At 32.5% G+C, this 18,849-nt stretch carries 13 protein-coding genes; 2 read left to right on the forward strand and 11 right to left on the reverse strand.

What is annotated here, in order from left to right; all coding sequences use genetic code 11:
• Nucleotides 1–126 precede the first annotated feature (126 nt).
• From NQQ59_RS10860 to NQQ59_RS10905, 10 genes are all read right to left on the reverse strand, one after another.
• On the reverse strand, nucleotides 127–855 hold the full coding sequence (locus NQQ59_RS10860) for an LOG family protein (RefSeq protein WP_144219156.1): 729 nt from the start codon (nucleotides 853–855) through the stop codon (nucleotides 127–129).
• Between the two features lie 399 nt (nucleotides 856–1,254).
• Nucleotides 1,255–4,086: an excinuclease ABC subunit UvrA gene (uvrA, locus tag NQQ59_RS10865; protein WP_144219157.1), complete on the reverse strand. Its 2,832-nt coding sequence runs from the start codon at nucleotides 4,084–4,086 to the stop codon at nucleotides 1,255–1,257.
• Nucleotides 4,087–4,527: 441 nt separating this feature from the next.
• On the reverse strand, nucleotides 4,528–5,145 hold the full coding sequence (locus tag NQQ59_RS10870; RefSeq protein WP_144219158.1) for a hypothetical protein: 618 nt from the start codon (nucleotides 5,143–5,145) through the stop codon (nucleotides 4,528–4,530).
• 5 nt (nucleotides 5,146–5,150) lie between these two features.
• Entirely contained in the window at nucleotides 5,151–6,854 is a 1,704-nt protein-coding gene (locus NQQ59_RS10875) for a hypothetical protein (RefSeq protein WP_144219159.1), read from the reverse strand.
• 7 nt (nucleotides 6,855–6,861) lie between these two features.
• On the reverse strand, nucleotides 6,862–7,113 hold the full coding sequence (locus tag NQQ59_RS10880) for a hypothetical protein (RefSeq protein WP_144219160.1): 252 nt from the start codon (nucleotides 7,111–7,113) through the stop codon (nucleotides 6,862–6,864).
• Between the two features lie 162 nt (nucleotides 7,114–7,275).
• Nucleotides 7,276–10,266, reverse strand: a complete 2,991-nt coding sequence (locus tag NQQ59_RS10885; RefSeq protein WP_144219161.1) for a sensor histidine kinase — start codon at nucleotides 10,264–10,266, stop codon at nucleotides 7,276–7,278.
• Nucleotides 10,250–10,999: a LytR/AlgR family response regulator transcription factor gene (locus NQQ59_RS10890; RefSeq protein ID WP_144219162.1), complete on the reverse strand. Its 750-nt coding sequence runs from the start codon at nucleotides 10,997–10,999 to the stop codon at nucleotides 10,250–10,252. The genes NQQ59_RS10885 and NQQ59_RS10890 overlap by 17 nt, the downstream gene beginning before the upstream one ends.
• Nucleotides 11,000–11,162: 163 nt before the next feature.
• Complete coding sequence (locus NQQ59_RS10895) at nucleotides 11,163–12,947, reverse strand: chloride channel protein (protein WP_144221579.1); 1,785 nt, start codon at nucleotides 12,945–12,947, stop codon at nucleotides 11,163–11,165.
• Between the two features lie 73 nt (nucleotides 12,948–13,020).
• Nucleotides 13,021–14,703, reverse strand: a complete 1,683-nt coding sequence (ggt, locus tag NQQ59_RS10900) for a gamma-glutamyltransferase (RefSeq protein ID WP_144219163.1) — start codon at nucleotides 14,701–14,703, stop codon at nucleotides 13,021–13,023.
• Nucleotides 14,704–14,733: 30 nt separating this feature from the next.
• Nucleotides 14,734–15,318 carry an acyl carrier protein phosphodiesterase gene (locus NQQ59_RS10905; protein ID WP_144219164.1) on the reverse strand — a complete coding sequence of 195 codons (585 nt, stop codon included), beginning with the start codon at nucleotides 15,316–15,318 and terminating at the stop codon, nucleotides 14,734–14,736.
• Nucleotides 15,319–15,739: 421 nt separating this feature from the next.
• On the opposite strand from NQQ59_RS10905, the gene glmM reads away from it, so the two are divergent.
• On the forward strand, nucleotides 15,740–17,128 hold the full coding sequence (glmM, locus tag NQQ59_RS10910) for a phosphoglucosamine mutase (RefSeq protein ID WP_144219165.1): 1,389 nt from the start codon (nucleotides 15,740–15,742) through the stop codon (nucleotides 17,126–17,128).
• A gap of 81 nt (nucleotides 17,129–17,209) precedes the next feature.
• Here the strand turns inward: glmM and NQQ59_RS10915 are convergent, their stop codons facing one another.
• Nucleotides 17,210–18,082 (reverse strand): lysophospholipid acyltransferase family protein, encoded by an 873-nt coding sequence (locus NQQ59_RS10915; RefSeq protein WP_144219166.1) that lies wholly within the window; start codon nucleotides 18,080–18,082, stop codon nucleotides 17,210–17,212.
• Nucleotides 18,083–18,194: 112 nt separating this feature from the next.
• Here NQQ59_RS10915 and NQQ59_RS10920 point away from each other — a divergent pair, with 112 nt between their 5' ends.
• Entirely contained in the window at nucleotides 18,195–18,833 is a 639-nt protein-coding gene (locus tag NQQ59_RS10920; protein WP_144219167.1) for a rhomboid family intramembrane serine protease, read from the forward strand.
• The last annotated feature ends 16 nt before the right edge of the window (nucleotides 18,834–18,849 follow it).

Here is an 18,849-nt window from a genome sequence, read left to right on the forward strand (position 1 = left end):
AAAAACAGCTTTCAATTTTTGCGATATTTGATGAAATTTAACCCAATAATCGATGTAAGTTTATTTGAATTTAATTCGAAACACCAATCTTAAATTTTCTTATATCTCTTATATAATTATAAAAAATTAGAAATTCGGACTTAAATCGTATTTCTTGTAGAATTTATCTAAAACATCTACCACTTCATCTTCCGTATCAACGATTTTAAATAAATCCAAATCTTCTGGACTTACCGTATGCATTTTTTCTACCAAAACCGTTTTTACCCATTCGATTAAACCAGACCAGAATTCAACCCCAACCAAAATAATAGGGAATTTTCCAATTTTCTTAGTCTGAATCAAAGTGATGGCTTCAAACATTTCGTCCAAAGTTCCAAAACCGCCTGGCATCACCACAAAACCTTGCGAATATTTAACGAACATTACTTTTCTAACAAAAAAGTAATCAAAATTCAAGTTTTTATCGTGATCGATATAAGGATTAAAATGCTGTTCAAAAGGAAGTTCAATGTTTAAACCAACAGAAGTTCCACCGCCTAAATGCGCACCTTTATTTCCAGCTTCCATAATTCCGGGACCACCTCCTGTAATCACACCGTAACCCGCTTTACTAATTTTGTAAGCGATTTTTTCAGCCAATTGATAGTATTTATTGTCTGGTTTTGTTCTTGCAGATCCAAAAATCGAAACACACGGACCAATTCGTCCCATTGCTTCATAACCGTTTACAAATTCAGACATAATTTTAAAAATTGCCCAGCTGTCATTGGTTCTAATTTCATTCCACGTTTTTTGTTTCAAACGGTCTTGAATCACTTTATCTTCGTCATTATCAAAATCTTCTAATCTCATTTTAGGTATTTTATAATTTATATTTTATTCTCGGGTTGTAATTGTTTTTGGATTTAAGGAGCAGTTTCCTGCTGTCCGCTCTATCTTTTGCGGCGAACCTCGCCACAAAAGGATGCCGCTCCCATCAGGGCTAGGGCAGTTGGTTTCAAAATAAACATTAGGTTTAATTGAAAGATCTTTCTTTAAAAACTTTGAGTTTTTCAAAAAAAGCGGATACTAAATTAACACTTTTTTCTAGAATTGTTATAGAAAATAGGAATTATAATCTAAAAGTAATCTTATGATAATAATCAATTTGAGGTTTTTGATTCATTATCAAGTTTATAAGTTTGGAATCTTTTCAGATTCAGGAATGCGATCTTTGTCAAAGTTTTAAACTTTGACAAAGATGTTCCTGTTTTATTCCAGTTCTTTCTTTAGAAACTTAGCGGTATAGCTTTTTTTATTCTCAGCGACTTGTTCTGGTGTTCCTTTGGCAACCAATTGCCCACCGCCTTTTCCACCTTCTGGACCAATATCAATAATATAATCGGCAAGTTTGATAACATCCATGTTATGTTCGATTACCAAAATGGTATTTCCTTTGTCAACCAATTTATTGATTACTTCCATTAAAACACGAATGTCTTCAAAATGCAGCCCAGTTGTAGGTTCGTCTAGAATGTAAAAAGTATTTCCAGTATCTTTTTTAGATAATTCTCCTGCTAGTTTAATACGTTGCGCTTCACCACCGGAAAGTGTTGTACTTTGCTGACCAAGTGTAATGTATCCTAAACCAACATCTTGAATCGTTTTGATTTTTCTGTAAATCTTTGGAATATTTTCGAAGAAAGGAACAGCCTCGTCAACCGTCATATCCAAAACATCTGAGATAGATTTTCCTTTGTATCGAATTTCCAAAGTTTCTCTGTTGAAACGTTTTCCCTGGCAAGTTTCACATTCTACATAAACGTCTGGTAAAAAGTTCATTTCGATTGTTCTAACTCCTGAACCTTCACAGGTTTCGCAACGTCCGCCTTTTACGTTAAAGCTGAAACGTCCCGCTTTGTAACCGCGAATCATACTTTCTGAAGTCATTGTAAACAGATTTCTGATTTCGGTGAAAACCTCCGTGTAAGTTGCCGGATTCGAACGCGGTGTACGTCCAATCGGACTTTGATCAATATCGATTACTTTGTCAATATGCTCTAATCCTTCAATCTTTTTATAAGGTTGTGGTTTCTTTACTCCATTAAAATAATACGCATTTAAAATCGGATAAAGCGTTTCGTTAATCAAAGTAGATTTTCCACTTCCTGAAACTCCTGTAACGCAAGTTAACTGACCTAACGGAACTTCAATCGAAACATTCTTTAAGTTGTTTCCAGTTGCTCCAGTTAGTTTTAAGAATTTGCCATTTCCTTTTCTACGCTTTTTCGGAATCTCTAATTTCATTTTACCGTTCAAATATTGAGCAGTAATAGTATTTGATTTTAGCGTTTCTTTTGGTGTTCCAATACTGATGATTTCTCCACCGTATTTACCTGCTTTTGGGCCGATATCAATTACATAATCGGCTGTTTCGATCATGTCTTTGTCGTGTTCCACTACAATAACAGAGTTTCCAATATCACGTAATTGTTCTAGAGAATGAATTAGTTTTTCGTTGTCTCTTTGGTGCAGACCAATACTTGGCTCATCCAAAATATAAAGAACGCCAACCAATTGCGAACCAATTTGTGTTGCCAAACGAATACGTTGTGCTTCACCACCAGAAAGTGATTTTGAACTTCGGCTTAAAGCCAAATAATTCAAACCAACATTCATTAAAAAGTTCAAACGATCTTTAATTTCTTTTACCACTTCAGAAGCAATTAAAAGCTGTTTATCTGTTAAATGATTATTTAAATCTAAAAACCATGCTGTCAAATCGGAAATATCCATATCACACAATTCGGTGATGTTTTTCCCATTTACTCTAAAAAATAAAGCTTCTTTTTTAAGACGAGAACCTTCGCAAACTGGACAAGCAATTTCATCCATAAAATCTTTTGCCCAACGTTTTATGCTGGTTGTAGCACTTTCGTCATATTGATTTTTGATGAAATTTGAGATTCCTTCAAAATCGATTTTATATTCTCTTGTAACGCCAAGATCCTTTGAATTGATGGCGAATTTGTCTTTTCCTCCATGTAAAATCATGGTCATGGCTTCTTCCGGAATTTTCTCAATCGGATCGGTTATTTTAAATCCGAATTTTTCACCGATGGTTTCCAATTGCTTGAAAATCCATGAAGATTTATATTCTCCAAGTGGCGCAAAACCACCTGCTTTTATGGATAGTTTTGGATTCGGAATAATCTTCTTTACATTAATCTCGTGTACCGTTCCTAATCCATTACAATGCGGACAAGCCCCTTTTGGTGAGTTGAACGAAAACAAATTCGGTTCCGGATTTTGATATGAAATTCCAGTTGAAGGACACATCAAATTTCTACTGAAATAACGTACTTCATTAGAATCCTGATCTAAAATCATCAAGACATTTTCACCATGATGCATGGCGGTATTAATACTTTCAGATAATCTTTTTTGAGTGTCAGGATTATCTTCAATGACCATTCTATCAACCACAATTTCGATGTCGTGAGTTTTGTAACGGTCTAATTTCATTCCTGCAACCAAATCCTGAACTTCTCCGTTTACGCGGACTTTCAAGAATCCTTGTTTGGTAATCTGTTGGAATAATTCGGCGTAATGTCCTTTTCTGGCTTTAATTACTGGCGCTAGAATATTGATTCGTTTTCCGTTATAATCCTGAATAATCAAATCTTTAATTTGCTCATCAGAATACGAAACCATTTTTTCGCCTGTATTATAACTATAAGCATCAGCCCCACGAGCGTATAAAAGTCGAAGGAAATCGTAAATTTCAGTAATAGTTCCAACCGTAGAACGCGGACTTTTGCTGGTCGTTTTTTGTTCAATAGCAATTACAGGAGAAAGTCCGTCGATTTTATCAACGTCAGGACGCTCTAAACCGCCAAGAAATTGTCTGGCATAAGCCGAAAAAGTTTCAACATAACGACGCTGACCTTCAGCATAAATCGTATCAAATGCCAAAGATGACTTTCCTGAACCCGATAAACCAGTAATAACAACCAGTTTTTCACGAGGAATAGAAATGTCTATATTTTTAAGATTATGAACTCTTGCACCAAGAACTTCAATAGTATTGTCTTTATCTAACATAATTTTGAGCAAAACGCAAAGTTACCACTTTGATTTGTTCTTTTTGTGCTCGATAGCAAAAGTTTATGTTACAATTAATAACAAAAAACGCTGACTTTAGATTGGTCAGCGTTTCTTGATTATTTGTCTACGTGTAACGTTTTTGATTTTTTTAAATAAATTACCGAAGCTATTATTCCGAAACAAATAGATGTTTTAAGGAACATTTGATAATACATATTTTCATATAATTTTTCGAAAAGAAAAAATGGTATCAAAGCTATGAAGGGTAAAACGACGATTAAACAGCTCAGAAAATAATAAAATTTTATGACATCAAGGGTGGTAATTTTGTCTTCTTCATCTGAGCTTTTAATCATGATTCGCAAAAAGATTGCAAGTAGAAAATTAGGGCAGCTAACCGCGAGAAAAAATTTAATAAGTCCTTTCATTTTTCATTTTTTAGAGTTCGATAATTTCATCCAAATTATTGTTTAAGAAATCATCTATTTGGTTATTTTGTTTGGTTGTGAACGATTCATCTTTTGATTTATCGAGAACTTTGTAAGTACATTCAATAAAATCATCTATTTGCAAATTGCTTTCAACTAAAGTTTTTAATTTATCAATTTTCTTCTTTTTGATTTCGATCTCTCGATTGATTTCCAGATTGAGTTCAGATAAATATTTATTGAATTCAATTTCTTTTCTTTCATTTTGAAGTTTAAGAATTTCAGTTTCTCTTTGTTTTTGCGCAATCAAAACATAATTTCGGGCAAATTCTAATCCGAAAGAAACAATTTTTTCAGCGTGGTTAGGATCTACATTAAATTGATTTTCAATTTTATTCTGAATAAATAGAATAATTCCTTCTTTGTTGAAACCATTTAAATTGAGGTTCTCTAAATGCTGTTTTATTACTATTTTATTCTCATTTGACAAATCGAACTTTTCTAGAAAGGAATCCATCATTTGTTGCGATTCTGCCAAGGTTGGAATTTTCTCGTAAAGATTGAGAATTTCAGAAAGCAACGCAGGAACTGTATTTAATTTTATATGGTTTGCGTCATTTATTTCCATAAGAATTAAAAATTAAGAGCTACTGTTTCAAGTAATTTTTCATCCAGTTTAATTTCAAGAACATCTTTTGCTGCTTTCGATAAACCCGCTATTTTCTTTAAGTTTTGACTGATTTTTGCTTTTAATTCATCCTCAGCATTCAGAGAATTATTTATTTTTTCTGAATTTAATAATGCTTCAATTTTTAATTCTGATTTCTTCTTTATACAATCGTTCATTAAAGTTTGATACACATTTTCTCTTTCGGTTTCAACATGGTAATCGTTTAGATTGTAATTATATTCGTTTCGTGTATAAATTGTTTTTTTGTCCCATTGATCATACACTTTATAAAAAATATTTACAGCCACTCCTAATGAAAGGAATATTGTAAGGCGACTAGGCATCTGTGGTTCGTTTAGCATGAAGAAATCATAATCTTTCTGATGGAAATTTACATTTGATTCGTAAATGTCTTTTAAGTTTTTAGACTCATCAACTATTTTTCTCAAATTGTGAATTTCAATCTCCAGTTTTCTTATTTCTAAAGAGATTTCGATGTTTCTATCTTTTAAAGGTTTAATGTGTTCTAGATTAAAAACGAGATTGAAATCTTTTTTTATCTCATTTTCAAACAGATTTGAAAAACCGATTGTAAATAATTTGGTAGCTGGAATAAGATATTCTTTTATGTTTTTATGAATATCCAGAAGACGCATAATATCTAATCTTATGTTTTTTGAGTCATTCCAAAAACTTGTTTTCATAATTTCGATTTCGTAGTTCAGATTAGAAATGGTCATTTTTGCATCCTGATTTGATTTTGCAATCGTAAACAATGCATTTACTCCAATATCAATGGCAGCATTTCTAAGTGCTCCTTTTTGGCCATTCATTTGATCAAGGCGATCTAGAGAATCATTTGCTAATTTGTTATACGATTCATTGTAAGATGAGAAAAAAGTTTTGCAAGTTTCAGTTATTTTGTAAAATTCAGCATTTAGATTATCGATTATATTGGTAAAATCCATCCATTTTACGCTGTCAAAAGAAAATAGTTCGGGATGAGTTGCTTTTACATTTTCTCCATATATTTCAATTAACATGTTCATCAGATCTTCTCGCAAAAACTTCAGGATATTTCTAATTTTTTCAAATTCATTAAACATCCCTTGCAATTCTAGTTTGATCAATCCATAATTATCGATTAAACTTTTATAATTGTAGTATATTTTTCTGGCTTCTCTTAATTTTTCGTCCACTTTTGAAGCTCCTGTAATGGAAAAAACTTCTATAACTTTTATTTTTTTTTGTTCTTCTTCTAATTTATGAATAGTATTTAGAAAACTCTTTTCTTCAATTTGAGTTAAACTCTTCTCAATAAGTTGGAAAGAGTCATTTATGTTATTGAAATGCTTTTCGTTGTTATCGAGATTTAATGGAATTGGTATTAGATTAACTTCATTAGGAACAATGTATTTTGTTATTCCATCATTTTCGAAAAATCGGTTTAGCAATGATTCCTGTAAACTGGAATGCATAGAGTTGTTTTCATAGAATTCTTTAAAAACTTGCTTCAGTTCTCCATTTTCAATAATCTTTACAGAAGGATCTTTTTGGTTTAAGGTATCTACAAAATTTCTTATCGTAGTTGCTGAGTTGTTTCTTGAGAGATCAATTTCTACTGATTTGATTTCCTCAATAATTCTGAGTTTCGTTTTGTTTTCCATACTTAAATTACAAAGCTGGTGCATGTTTCCCTTTTCCAGCTCCGTTAGGATGTCTGCTACAAGAACTTGAAGTTAGGCTTGAAAGATTTGAGTTTGAAGTACCGCAATATTTGCAACTATATTTTGTTTTTTCAGAACCTTCATACAGTTTATGCTTCCCTTTTCCTGGACCAAGAGGATGACGCGAGCAAGAACTCGAAGTTAAACTTGAAATGCTTGATGTTTTTGTACCACAGTATTCACAATAAAAATTTGGCATATTTTAAAAATTAAGGGGTTGAAAACACAAAAATAGAAGAACAGTCGAGCTAAAAAGACTTATCTTTTTTGAGAGGCTTTTTTCGACATGAAAGGTGCTTTTTGGGCTATAAATAAAAAACACTCGTCAAATAACAAGTGTTTTAATGAAGAAGTAGAAGAATTAAACGGCTAACAAAATGGTTACTGTTGTACCATTATTTTCAGTAAAATCAATTTCGACAGAATTGTTTTTTGAATCTAAAAGTGAAAGTCGCTCTTTGGTAAGCTGAATTCCTTTTGATTGATGGAGTTTATTTCTTTTTGCAGTTTTTGCTCCCATTCCGTTATCGATGATTTTGCATTCTAAAATAGTGTCTGAAATCATTTTAAATGTGATTACAAACTTCGGATTTATACTAAATTCTGTAAAAGCATGAACAAAAATATTTTCTACAAAAGGTTGTAAAAGCATGGTTGGGATTTCTGTTAGAAAAGCTTCTATTTCATCTGATATTACGATTTCATAATGGATAGGATTTTGTAAACGTTTATTTTCAATTTTGATATACGCTTCCAGATATTCGATTTCTTCCTCGATTGTGATTTTTTGTTTAGATGAATTCTCAAGGGTTTTGCGAATCAATTTTGCAAATCCACTTATGTAATTCATTGCGTCCTTAGTTTCGTTAGTCGAAATATAGGATTGAATGGTATTCATAGCATTAAAAGTAAAATGCGGATTCATTTGACTCAGTAAAGCTTCTAATTTAGTCTCGGCAATACGACGCTGGATCATGATTTTTTCATTTGATTTTCTTTTCATTCGTAGAAAAATCAATATAATAATAACCAATAAACCGATTGTAACCAGAGTTATAAACCACCAGCTTAACCAAAATGGAGGTTGAATATAAAGTTGTAAAATATTGAATACTTTCGATTTACCTGCATTCATGTCAAAAACTTCAATCATGATATTGTAGTTTCCTGCAGGTAAATAGGGGAGAAACAAGTTTGTTTTTTCGCTGTACGGACTCCATCGATTTTCGTTGTTCAAACGATATCTGAATTTTAATTTGTTCGGAAACGGATGCCCTTTTGGAATAAAATCTATAGAAAACGAATTGTGTTTATAGTCGGTAACGAGTTGTTTGGAATTGTATCTAAACCACTTATATTCGGATGATTTTAAAGGAATATTATTGATCGCAATTTGGCTGATTCCAATTTCAGAAACCGTTAATTGTGTTGCCGTTAAACGATTTAAATCTATCGTATAAAAGCCTTTTTGGGTGCCTAACCACAAATTGTTTCCAAAAATTTGTGAGGTCGTTATTTTAGAATCTTTTAAACCTTGTTCTTTGTCAATCAATCTGATGATTCCGTTTTTGTAGATGTTGATGCCTTTTTCTGTACCAATTAAAATATAATCTTTGTAGGCTTCGAGAAATAAAATGGTATTTCCGATAATTTCTTTTTTCGAAATTTTCTTAAGGATTTTAAAAGCTTTGGAATCGTCAATTACAAAAACATCTCCAAATTCAGCTGCTAAAATCAGTTGACCTTTATTGTTTTTTGTGATGTTTTTGAACTTTTTCTCGTTCCAGATTCCATCAGTCAAATACGATTTAAATTGACCTTTTTCATGTACAAACAAACCATTAAAAACAGAAATAAGATATGTTTTCTGCTTAGTGTTTACAATTTTTACAATGTCTAAAGGAGTATGTTTATCAAATTCAGAAAAATGTTTGGCTTTTAAATGAGGCAAATCATCGTAAATACGTACTCCGCCATATGGAATGGTTTCGATGAATTTATTATCATTTGTAAAACCGATTTTATAAGTGTGAATTGGATTGTAACCTACTATTTTGCCCTCAAAATTAAGTTCGAAAATCCCAATATTACTGGTTACCCATAAAGAATTTTGATGCTTTAAAATTTCGTAAAAATCGATTTTATTTTCAGGGATATTGTAATCGAGTTCATAATATCCGTCTGCATGCGTAGGCAGTTTTAATTTTGTTTTTTTGATGAAATCATTCTCATATTTTTTAAAGTCAGATAATGAAATGCTTTTTGATGGAGTATTTTTATCATTTAAAAATGTAATTCCGTTTTGATGTAATACTATTTTTTCTCTTTTAACAGATTCAAAGTCAATAATACTTTGATCATTAAAAGTATAATAATTAATGATTTGGTCTAATTGGACTTCATAAATTCCATTGTCTTTTGAACCTACATAAAGAATATTTTTTTTAGCATTATAGACTACATTCAATAGGTTTTTGGATGTAATTCCGTATGACTCTGAGATGTCGGTCATTTTGTCTTCAGAAATCGTGTAAAGACCTCCGCTTAGGTCAAATACGCCCCATGCAGCTGCATATAATCTCTTTTGATTATCTTCTGTAAAATCCCAAACTATAGAATTTCCAAATGGTTTTAATTTCTTTTTGTCGGAGATAAAATCATCAATTTCAAAACGATCAATAAAACCTTTATTTCCAGAATACATAATGTGGTCATAAACTCCTAATCCGTAAAGGAATTTATGTCTAAAAACGGTCTGAATTACAGGTAAATTGTCTTTATATATTATTGTAAATAAACCTTCATTTATTGTAGAAAAATAAATTTGATCGTTGAAAACAAAAAAATCTGAAACTAAAAAAACGCCAAATTGAGGGAGAATGCCTGTTGGAACTTCAACTTTATTAGTTTTAATATCTATTATTGCTGGTCCTAATTCAGTTCCAGCGTATATTTTGTTTTTGAATGAAAATAACTTGCGAACCCTTTCGCTTGGTAATTTTTGCTTCTTATTAAGTACAGTAAATTTAGTACCATCAAATTTGGTAATACCGCCACTATAACTCGCAAACCAGATATTTCCGTCTGTATCTTCGGTAATATCCCAGCAACTATTGTGACCTAAACCATTGCTTTCGTCAAGATTGGTAAACATGCCGTTTTCCATTCTCGAAACACCATTTTCTGTTCCAATCCATAAAACATTTTTAGAATCTAGAAATAAAGCCCGAACGGCATTGTTAGGCAGACCTTCTGTTGTGGTGTAATTTCTGGATGGAAAATATTGGCCAAAACTAAAAATCGGAAGTAAAAAAAGATAAACACAAAAAGTAATCTTACTTTGTGATAGCATCTATAAGTTTGTTTTTTGTGAATTTTTTGTCTGAAACCTGAATTTCATGACCTGAAGACATTATGAGCTTAAAATCTTCTGATTTGAATTTTTTGATATGTTCAGAATTTACTAAAAAACGTCTGTGAACTTTTAAGAATCTTTTTTCTAATGCTAATGATTCACAGACCTCTTTAAAAGATCTTGTTACACAATATTTATGATCTTTAGTTTGAATTTGGGTATAAACACCATCTGATTCACAAAATAAAATTTCATTTACCTGAATGACATCAAAACCTGATTTTGTTCGAAATATAATTCGTTGTTTTTCTGGAAATTGATGGTTTTCTTTTAGTGTTTTATATCTGTCAAAACCGTGTTTTTTTTCAAGAGCAAAATCCAATTTATCGATTGCTGTTTTGAATTCATCATCATCATATGGTTTTACTAAATAATCTAAAGCGCTATTTTTGATCGCCCTAAGTGCAAACTCTTCAAAAGCTGTTGCAAAAATAATTTCAAAAGGAACGGTATCAAAGTAAGAAAGTAAATCAAAACCATTTTCACCCGGCATTTGAATGTCAAGAAAAACGAGGTCGGGAGAGTGTTTTTTTATAGCGAGTAAAGCCGACGGTACAGAACCACATTCTTCAACTATTTCGATTTTATCGTTATAAATTCGCTTGCAGGTGCTGCTTAAAAGGTCTCTTGCAGACGATTCGTCATCAACAATAATGGCTTTAATCTTCATCTTATTTGTGGCATTTAAAAAATAATTCTCAATCCAGACTTTCTTTGTTATGATTCAAATTATTCTGAAAAAATATATTATTTGTACTGATATGAGTTGAAAAACCAAATATAATATATTCTGTATGAATATTTCTATGAATTTTAAAAGTCCTAAAGAAAAATTATTCAATCGTCATTGCACGAAGTTTTGTTCTGTAAGCCTCAAGAGCGATAGATTTAGAAATAAAACCGTAATATTTTCCATTTCGCAAAACAGGAAGAAATGCCGATTTAGAGGTTTCAAATTTCTTCATTACAATTTCCATGCTGTCTATAGAAGAAATCGTAGCTAATGGCATTTTCATAACATCTTTGATTTGAGTGTATTTTACACGATAGGCATTGAAAATAATTTCACGAATATCATTAAAATGTACAACGCCAACCAAATCTTTATCGTGGTTTACCACTGCAAAAACGACCTGATTCGAATGCGAAATAAGATCAACCAGTTTTCCAAGGTTTTCATCAGGATGAACAGTCAGATAATCACATTGAATGATTGAATCGATATCTAAAGTCGAAAGAATGTTCGAATCTTTATTGCTTGTAAAAGCGTGCCCTTTTTTGACCAATCCTTTTACGTCAAGCGAATACTTTTCGTAACGTTTAGAAATTGCAAAACTAATTGAGGAAACAATCATAAGCGGAATCATTAATCCATAACCTCCTGTAATTTCTGCAATTAAGAATATCGCAGTTAGTGGTGCGTGAAATAAACCGCTCAAGATTCCAGCCATTCCCACCATCGTAAAGTTAGTAATTGGAAGTTTTGACAATCCAATTAATGTAATAAGTTTGGCGAAAAAATATCCTAAATAAGAGCCTAAGAATAGAGAAGGAGCAAAGTTTCCTCCGTTTCCTCCACTTCCAATAGTTAATCCTGAAGCAAAAACTTTCATCATCATCGTTGCCCCGACAAAAAGCAATAAAATCCATTGATTGTTTCTAAAATCGGCAAACAAAGTATTGTCTAACAATTTTCCAGGGTCGGTTTCAGATAAAGTTCTGATGCTTTCATAACCTTCACCAAATAAGGTTGGGAAAATAAAAATCAATAAGGCTAAAAGTGAAGAACCAATTAAAGCTTTTTTATATGGATTTATTTGTTGTTTGGCAAAATAATGTTCTACTTTCTGGAAATTTCGAGAGTAATAAATGGCAACTAATCCTGTGAGAACGCCCAAAACTACATAAAAAGGGATATTATGAAAATCGAAAGTTTCTTGTTTTTTAAAACTTAAAAGGATGCTTTCGTCCAAAACAATTGCAGAAACCAACGCACCTGTTGCGGCAGAAATCATAATAGGCGTAAAGGCAGAAATACTGACATCGACAAGTAAAACTTCAATGGCAAAAAGAACGCCTGCAATTGGAGCGTTAAAAGCTGCAGCAATTCCGGCAGCAACACCACATCCAATCAATAAAGTTCGGTCTTTGTAATGCATTTTATAATTCTGTGCAAAGTTAGAACCAAACGCTGCCCCCGTAATAACAATCGGACTTTCTAAACCAGCAGAACCTCCTAAACCAACTGTCAAAGAGCTGGTCACAATCTGTGCATACATTTGCTTTCTCGGAATTATACTAGCCTTTTTTGCAACGGCATAAAGTATTTGAGAGGTACCTTTTTGAATGCTTCCGTTAAGAACTTTTTTTACAACAAAAACAGTTAGCACAATACCAACAATTGGCAGGATACTATTAATAAAACTCAATTTTAGAATTCCGTTAATATAGGTTGCAAATGAGAAAACGCTGTGTGCGAATGCTTTAAGTGCGATTACAGCAAAAGAACACGATATTCCGATAAGAACGCTTGATAAAAAGAGAAATTGCTTTGGAGTCATTAAGGATTGCGCCATTGCAATTATGCTTTCTAGTCTTCTGAAATATTTTTTTAGCATTCTTTCTTTAAAATTATCGTTCTTACAAAATTAGTTTATAATCTTAGATTAAAAAAATAAAAACGGATAACAATTAAAAACCAACCGAAGTATCATCTCCTCTAAAATCGGCTCCGCCTTCTAATTTATTGTCTGGTAAAACCAAAATAGCATCTACTTTTCCGATAATTGGAGTTGGTTTTTCGTTGATGATATAATTTTTGGCTTTTAGCTGATCAATTGTTTTTGATGCAAAAGTATTCGGCTCAAAAGTAATTAAATCAGGAAGCCATTGATGATGAAAACGCGGTGCGTTTACTGCTTCCTGCATGCTTAAATTATATTCGTAAACATTCAAAATAGTTTGTAAAACAGACGTAATAATAGTTGACCCGCCTGGAGTTCCAACGACCATGAATAGTTTTCCGTTTTTTTCTACAATTGTAGGTGTCATCGAACTCAACATACGTTTTTGAGGTGCAATGCTGTTGGCTTCATTTCCGACTAATCCGAACATGTTTGGAGAACCTGGTTTGGCGCTAAAATCGTCCATTTCGTTATTCAAAAAGAAACCTAATTCGTCGCAGTAATATTTTGAACCGTAACCATCGTTTAGGGTTGTTGTGGCAGCAATTGCATTTCCGTATTGGTCTACTATCGAATAATGTGTCGTTTCAGTACTTTCTGCATAACTGACTTTTCCTTCTTTTATTTCTGTAGATAAGGTAGCTTTCTCTGGATTGAAGTTCGCCATACGATCACGTAAATAGGTTTCGTTCATTAATTCCTTAATCGGAATTTTTACAAAATCGGGATCTCCTAAAAAATAACTTCTGTCTGCGTACGCTCTTCTTTCAGCCTCCACAATAACCTGAATGGCTTCTGGTGAATTATGTCCCATTTTGGCTAAATCATAAGGTTCCAGCATTTTTAGAATTTGAGCCAGACAGATTCCGCCACTGCTTGGTGGAGACATTGAGGTAATTTTTAAATCTTTATACGTAAATTGAAGCGGTTTACGCCATTTTGCTTCATACTTAGCTAAATCATTCATGGTGATGATTCCACCTTTTTTGTGAAGATAATCGACTAAAATTTTAGCGGTTTCTCCTTTATAAAATTCATTTCTCCCTTTCTTCTGAATTCTTCTTAAAGTCTTGGCAAGAGCGGGATATTTTATGGTATCATTTTCTTTGTATGTTTTTGATGCAGGAGAATCTTCACCGTTTATTTTTACAATTCTATCATGATAATCGCTTAGGCTTTTTTCCTGTTTTTTGGTAACAATAACACCTCTTTCTGCCAAAGCAATTACGGGTTCTAAAATTTTAGAAATTGGCATTGTTCCATATTTTTTATGAACAGCAAAAACACCTGCAATAGTTCCAGGAATTCCAATTGCAAGGGCAGTTTCGGTACTTTTTCCTTTTATAACATTTCCTTCATTGTCTAGGAACATGTCTTTTGTAGCGGCTAATGGAGCTTTTTCACGATAATCTAAAGAACCTACTTCACCATTTGCTTTTCGATACACCATAAATCCGCCGCCGCCTATATTTCCAGCAAACGGAAAAGCAACAGCCAATGCCAGTTCAGTTCCGACCATAGCATCAAAAGCGTTACCGCCTTTTTTCATAATGTCAGATCCAATTTTTGAAGCTTCTTCGCGAGCAGAAACCACCATTGCTTTTGTAACTACTAATCCAGTCGGATTTTTGTAGGTTTGTGCATTGCTACTGATATAAATAAGAGCTATTAAAAGCGTAATTTTTTTCATGTGTTAGGTTTTTAGTTTAGAAAAATGCTGTTAAAGTGAAAGCAGTTTTTCTCCAGCCTGTTTTCTTATTTCTTCAAAGAATAAAGTAAATTCTTCTTCAAAATCATCATAAAATTCAATCAGTTCTTCTACCGCATATTGCATTTTGGAGATGTTTTTAGATCTTCGGTCCATTTGTGTCAGAATTTGATGGATTCCTTCTGTTGTACGATAACTTAGAAGCCAGTTTCTTTCAATCATATACGGCATTAAACCTTGTGTTTTTTCAGTTAAAATGCCATAATTATCATGCAAAGAATTGTAAAATCTACTGATGAAACTTTCTAATTTTTCATCAGAATATTGTGTCCAGTTTTTGGCTAGAAAATGATCGTAAACAATGTCTACAATAACTCCCGCATAATGATGGTATCGGTCGTGTAATCGTTTGGTGCTTTTTCTGAAAATATCATGAGAATCGGTATAGGTATCAATGAATCGATGCAGTAAAATTCCTTTTTGAACATCTTCTGGAAAATGTTCAAATTGTTTTCCGCGAATTCCATCTGCCATAAAATTCCCTATTTTAATCAAATCATTTTCTCCGGAAAGATATATATGGGCTAAGAAATTCATTTTTTTTAATTTTCTAAGAACCTCAGTGGCTAAGATTCTAAGTTATTTTAGTAAATGTATAAAAACTTTTTCAAATCATTTTGTTATAAAAACAACACATTGCAAGTGGTTTCTTATAAGTTAAAATTAAAATCTTAGAAACTTAAGGCCTTAGTAACTCGGTAACTTTTTTATTTAAAGTTGCTAAGGTTCTAAGATACTAAGTCACTAAGTTTTTTGTACAAGTGTTATTTGTAGGGCTTGTACGATTTAGTGTATTACTGTTTATATGGGTACAATAATTATAAATGCTTACTATCTGGTAATTTCAGTATATTTTTTCGTGGCTTTTTTCGCAATAATTGGAGAAACTTAGAACCTTAGCAACTTAGTATCTCAGCAACTTTTTTATATTTGTAAAAAATAACCCTAACTCACAAAAATGACTCTAATAAAATCTATTTCTGGAATCCGTGGAACAATCGGAGGAAAAGTGGGAGATAATCTGACTCCTGTTGATGCAGTTAAGTTTGCATCGGCGTATGGAACTTTCTTAAAAAATAATATCAATAAAGATAAATTGACAGTTGTTATTGGTCGCGATGCCAGAATTTCTGGACCAATGATTCACAATTTAGTTGTCAATACTTTAATTGGTTTAGGAATCGATGTTATTGATCTTGGACTTTCTACAACGCCAACTGTTGAAGTTGCTGTGCCTTTGGAACAAGCTGACGGTGGAATTATCTTAACTGCTTCTCACAATCCAAAACAATGGAATGCTTTGAAATTGCTAAACGCAAAAGGGGAATTTTTGAGCGGTGCTGACGGTGCAAAAATTCTTGAAATTGCAGAAGCAGAGGCTTTTGATTTTTCTGATGTGGACAGTTTAGGCGAAATTATTTCAAATGATGCTTACATGGATATTCATATTGATGAAGTTCTATGTTTACCATTAGTTGATGTTCAGGCGGTAAAAGATGCTAAGTTTAAAGTGGTTGTTGATGGAGTAAATTCATCAGGAGGAATTATTATTCCTAAACTTCTTAAATTAATGGGCGTTGAAGTGGTAGAATTGTACTGCGAACCAAACGGACATTTCCCTCACAATCCAGAACCATTAAAAGAACATTTAACGGATATTTCTGAATTAGTTGTAAAAGAAAAAGCTGATTTTGGAATCGTAGTTGATCCAGACGTAGATCGTTTGGCTTTTATCAGCGAAGACGGAGAAATGTTTGGTGAAGAATATACTTTGGTTGCCTGTGCAGATTACGTTTTAAGTAAAACTCCAGGAAATACAGTTTCTAATATGTCTTCTTCTCGTGCTTTAAGAGATGTTACTAAAGCACACGGCGGAAGCTACGAAGCAAGTGCAGTAGGAGAGGTGAATGTGGTAGAATTAATGAAGAAAAATAATGCCATTATCGGTGGTGAAGGAAATGGTGGAATTATCTATCCTGAATTGCATTATGGACGTGACAGTTTGGTTGGAGTTGCTTTATTCTTAACGCATTTAGCAAACAAAAAAATGTCAGTTTCTGCATTGAGAGCTTCTTATCCAGAATATTATATGAGTAAAAATAAAATTGAATTGACACCACAAATTGATGTTGATGCGATTTTGACTCAAATGACAGAGAAATATAAAAATGAAGATATTTCGACTATCGATGGTGTAAAAATTGATTTTGCTACAGAATGGGTTCATTTAAGAAAATCAAATACAGAACCAATTATCCGTATTTATACGGAAGCACCTTCTCAAGATGCTGCAGATAAATTGGCACTTCGCATTATTGACGAAATTAAAATAATTGCCGGAATCTAAGATTTTAGATTTTAAATCATAAAAAAAGCCTCTTTTGTATTTCAGAAGAGGCTTTTTAGTTTTCAGTATTTTAAAAATATTTTATTGGATTCTATGTTTCCATCTTTTATGAGTCCATAAATAGAATTCAGGTTTTGCTAGAATTTGTTTTTCGACTTCTTGCAGGTACATTTCTGTGATTTCGAAATCTTTAAAATCTTTCGGATTATCTGCAAGCGAAAGAAATGTTGCTTCATAAAATCCTCTTTTTACTTTTTCTACTTTTACCATGATGACTGCCAAATCGTATTTTTTTGCCAGCATTTCTGCACCTGTATGAACAGGAACTTCAACACCTAGAAATTTCATCGAGTGAAAAATTCTATCCAGTTTTGGAGATTGATCACTAGCTAAACCATACATACTTAAAACTCCATCACGTTGGTTTTGTGCCATTGTGGGAATTGCTTTTCTAGTTTCTATCATTTCGGTATTGTATTTAGAACGAATTTTTCGAACCAATCGATCAAAGTAAGGATTGGCTAGTTTTTTATAAACCGCAACACCCTGAAATCCAAGTTTAGGATTAATGGTTAAAAGCCACTCATAACTTGCATAATGCGATGCTACAAGAATGACACTTTTTCCTTTTTTAGCATAATCAAGTACAAGATCGATATTAGTTACATGGAATCTTCTCTCCATTTCTTCTGGAGACATACTCATTGTTTTAATCATTTCCAAAAACATATCGCACATATGTTTATAGAATTTCTTTTCGATATCTTTTCTTTCAGCATCACTCAAATGTGGCAAAGTAAGTGCCAAATTCTCGCGAACTACTTTTGTACGATATCCAATAACTCTGTAAATCAGAAAATAGACAAAATCTGAAAATAAATAAAATATACGAAAAGGAAGTATAGAAATTAGCCAAAGTAAGGGATAGGCCAAAATATAAACGAGAAACTGCATGTAATTTTTTTTTACAAAGATAAATTAAAAATGATTAGTGATTGATATTTTGCTTTCGTGCTAACATATCTTTAAGAATGAGTATATTTACAATTCACAATAATTAAGATTTATGAATATCATTTTAGTAGGGATTATAGTTGCCAATGCTGTTATTAGTTACAAAGGTTTTAATGATCTTTATTTTTTCAGGAAGTATGAATTTCATGTAGGAAGTATTCGTTCAGGAGAACAAATCAGAATGTTGTCTTCGGGCTTTTTGCATGTTGACATGATGCATTTAATTTTTAACATGCTGACACTCTACTTTTTTGCTCCAGTTGTTTTAGGCTGGCTCGGAACTTTTTCTTTTGTTCTGATTTATTTTGGAAGTTTAATTTTTGGAAATCTCCTTACTATGTTATTCCATAAAAACGATTATAGTTACCGTGCTGTTGGAGCATCGGGAGCTGTGACAGGAGTTTTGTATTCTGCCATATTGTTGCAACCTAATATGATGTTAGGAGTATTTTTTGTTATTCCGATGCCTGCATACATTTTTGGAATTGTATATTTATTATACTCTATTTATGGGATGAAAGCCAAAAATGATAATATCGGTCATACAGCACACTTTGGAGGCGCTATAGGCGGTTATTTAATTACTTTGATCAAACAACCTTCGTTACTTACAGATAATACGCTAATGGTAATTTTATTGGCGATTCCGATTTTGATACTTTTTGGAATGGCAAAATTGGGAAAATTGTAATGCTGGCATAACTTTT

Source organism: Flavobacterium panacis, from assembly GCF_024649945.1.
In the GTDB taxonomy this organism is placed as follows: Bacteria; Bacteroidota; Bacteroidia; order Flavobacteriales; family Flavobacteriaceae; genus Flavobacterium; species Flavobacterium panacis.

Coding starts and splice junctions, on each gene's coding strand:
- NQQ59_RS10860 (WP_144219156.1), bottom strand. CDS start 855: ATGAGATTAGAAGATTTTGATAATGACGAAGATAAAGTGATTCAAGAC.
- uvrA (WP_144219157.1), bottom strand. CDS start 4,086: ATGTTAGATAAAGACAATACTATTGAAGTTCTTGGTGCAAGAGTTCAT.
- NQQ59_RS10870 (WP_144219158.1), bottom strand. CDS start 5,145: ATGGAAATAAATGACGCAAACCATATAAAATTAAATACAGTTCCTGCG.
- NQQ59_RS10875 (WP_144219159.1), bottom strand. CDS start 6,854: ATGGAAAACAAAACGAAACTCAGAATTATTGAGGAAATCAAATCAGTA.
- NQQ59_RS10880 (WP_144219160.1), bottom strand. CDS start 7,113: ATGCCAAATTTTTATTGTGAATACTGTGGTACAAAAACATCAAGCATT.
- NQQ59_RS10885 (WP_144219161.1), bottom strand. CDS start 10,266: ATGCTATCACAAAGTAAGATTACTTTTTGTGTTTATCTTTTTTTACTT.
- NQQ59_RS10890 (WP_144219162.1), bottom strand. CDS start 10,999: ATGAAGATTAAAGCCATTATTGTTGATGACGAATCGTCTGCAAGAGAC.
- NQQ59_RS10895 (WP_144221579.1), bottom strand. CDS start 12,947: ATGCTAAAAAAATATTTCAGAAGACTAGAAAGCATAATTGCAATGGCG.
- ggt (WP_144219163.1), bottom strand. CDS start 14,703: ATGAAAAAAATTACGCTTTTAATAGCTCTTATTTATATCAGTAGCAAT.
- NQQ59_RS10905 (WP_144219164.1), bottom strand. CDS start 15,318: ATGAATTTCTTAGCCCATATATATCTTTCCGGAGAAAATGATTTGATT.
- glmM (WP_144219165.1), top strand. CDS start 15,740: ATGACTCTAATAAAATCTATTTCTGGAATCCGTGGAACAATCGGAGGA.
- NQQ59_RS10915 (WP_144219166.1), bottom strand. CDS start 18,082: ATGCAGTTTCTCGTTTATATTTTGGCCTATCCCTTACTTTGGCTAATT.
- NQQ59_RS10920 (WP_144219167.1), top strand. CDS start 18,195: ATGAATATCATTTTAGTAGGGATTATAGTTGCCAATGCTGTTATTAGT.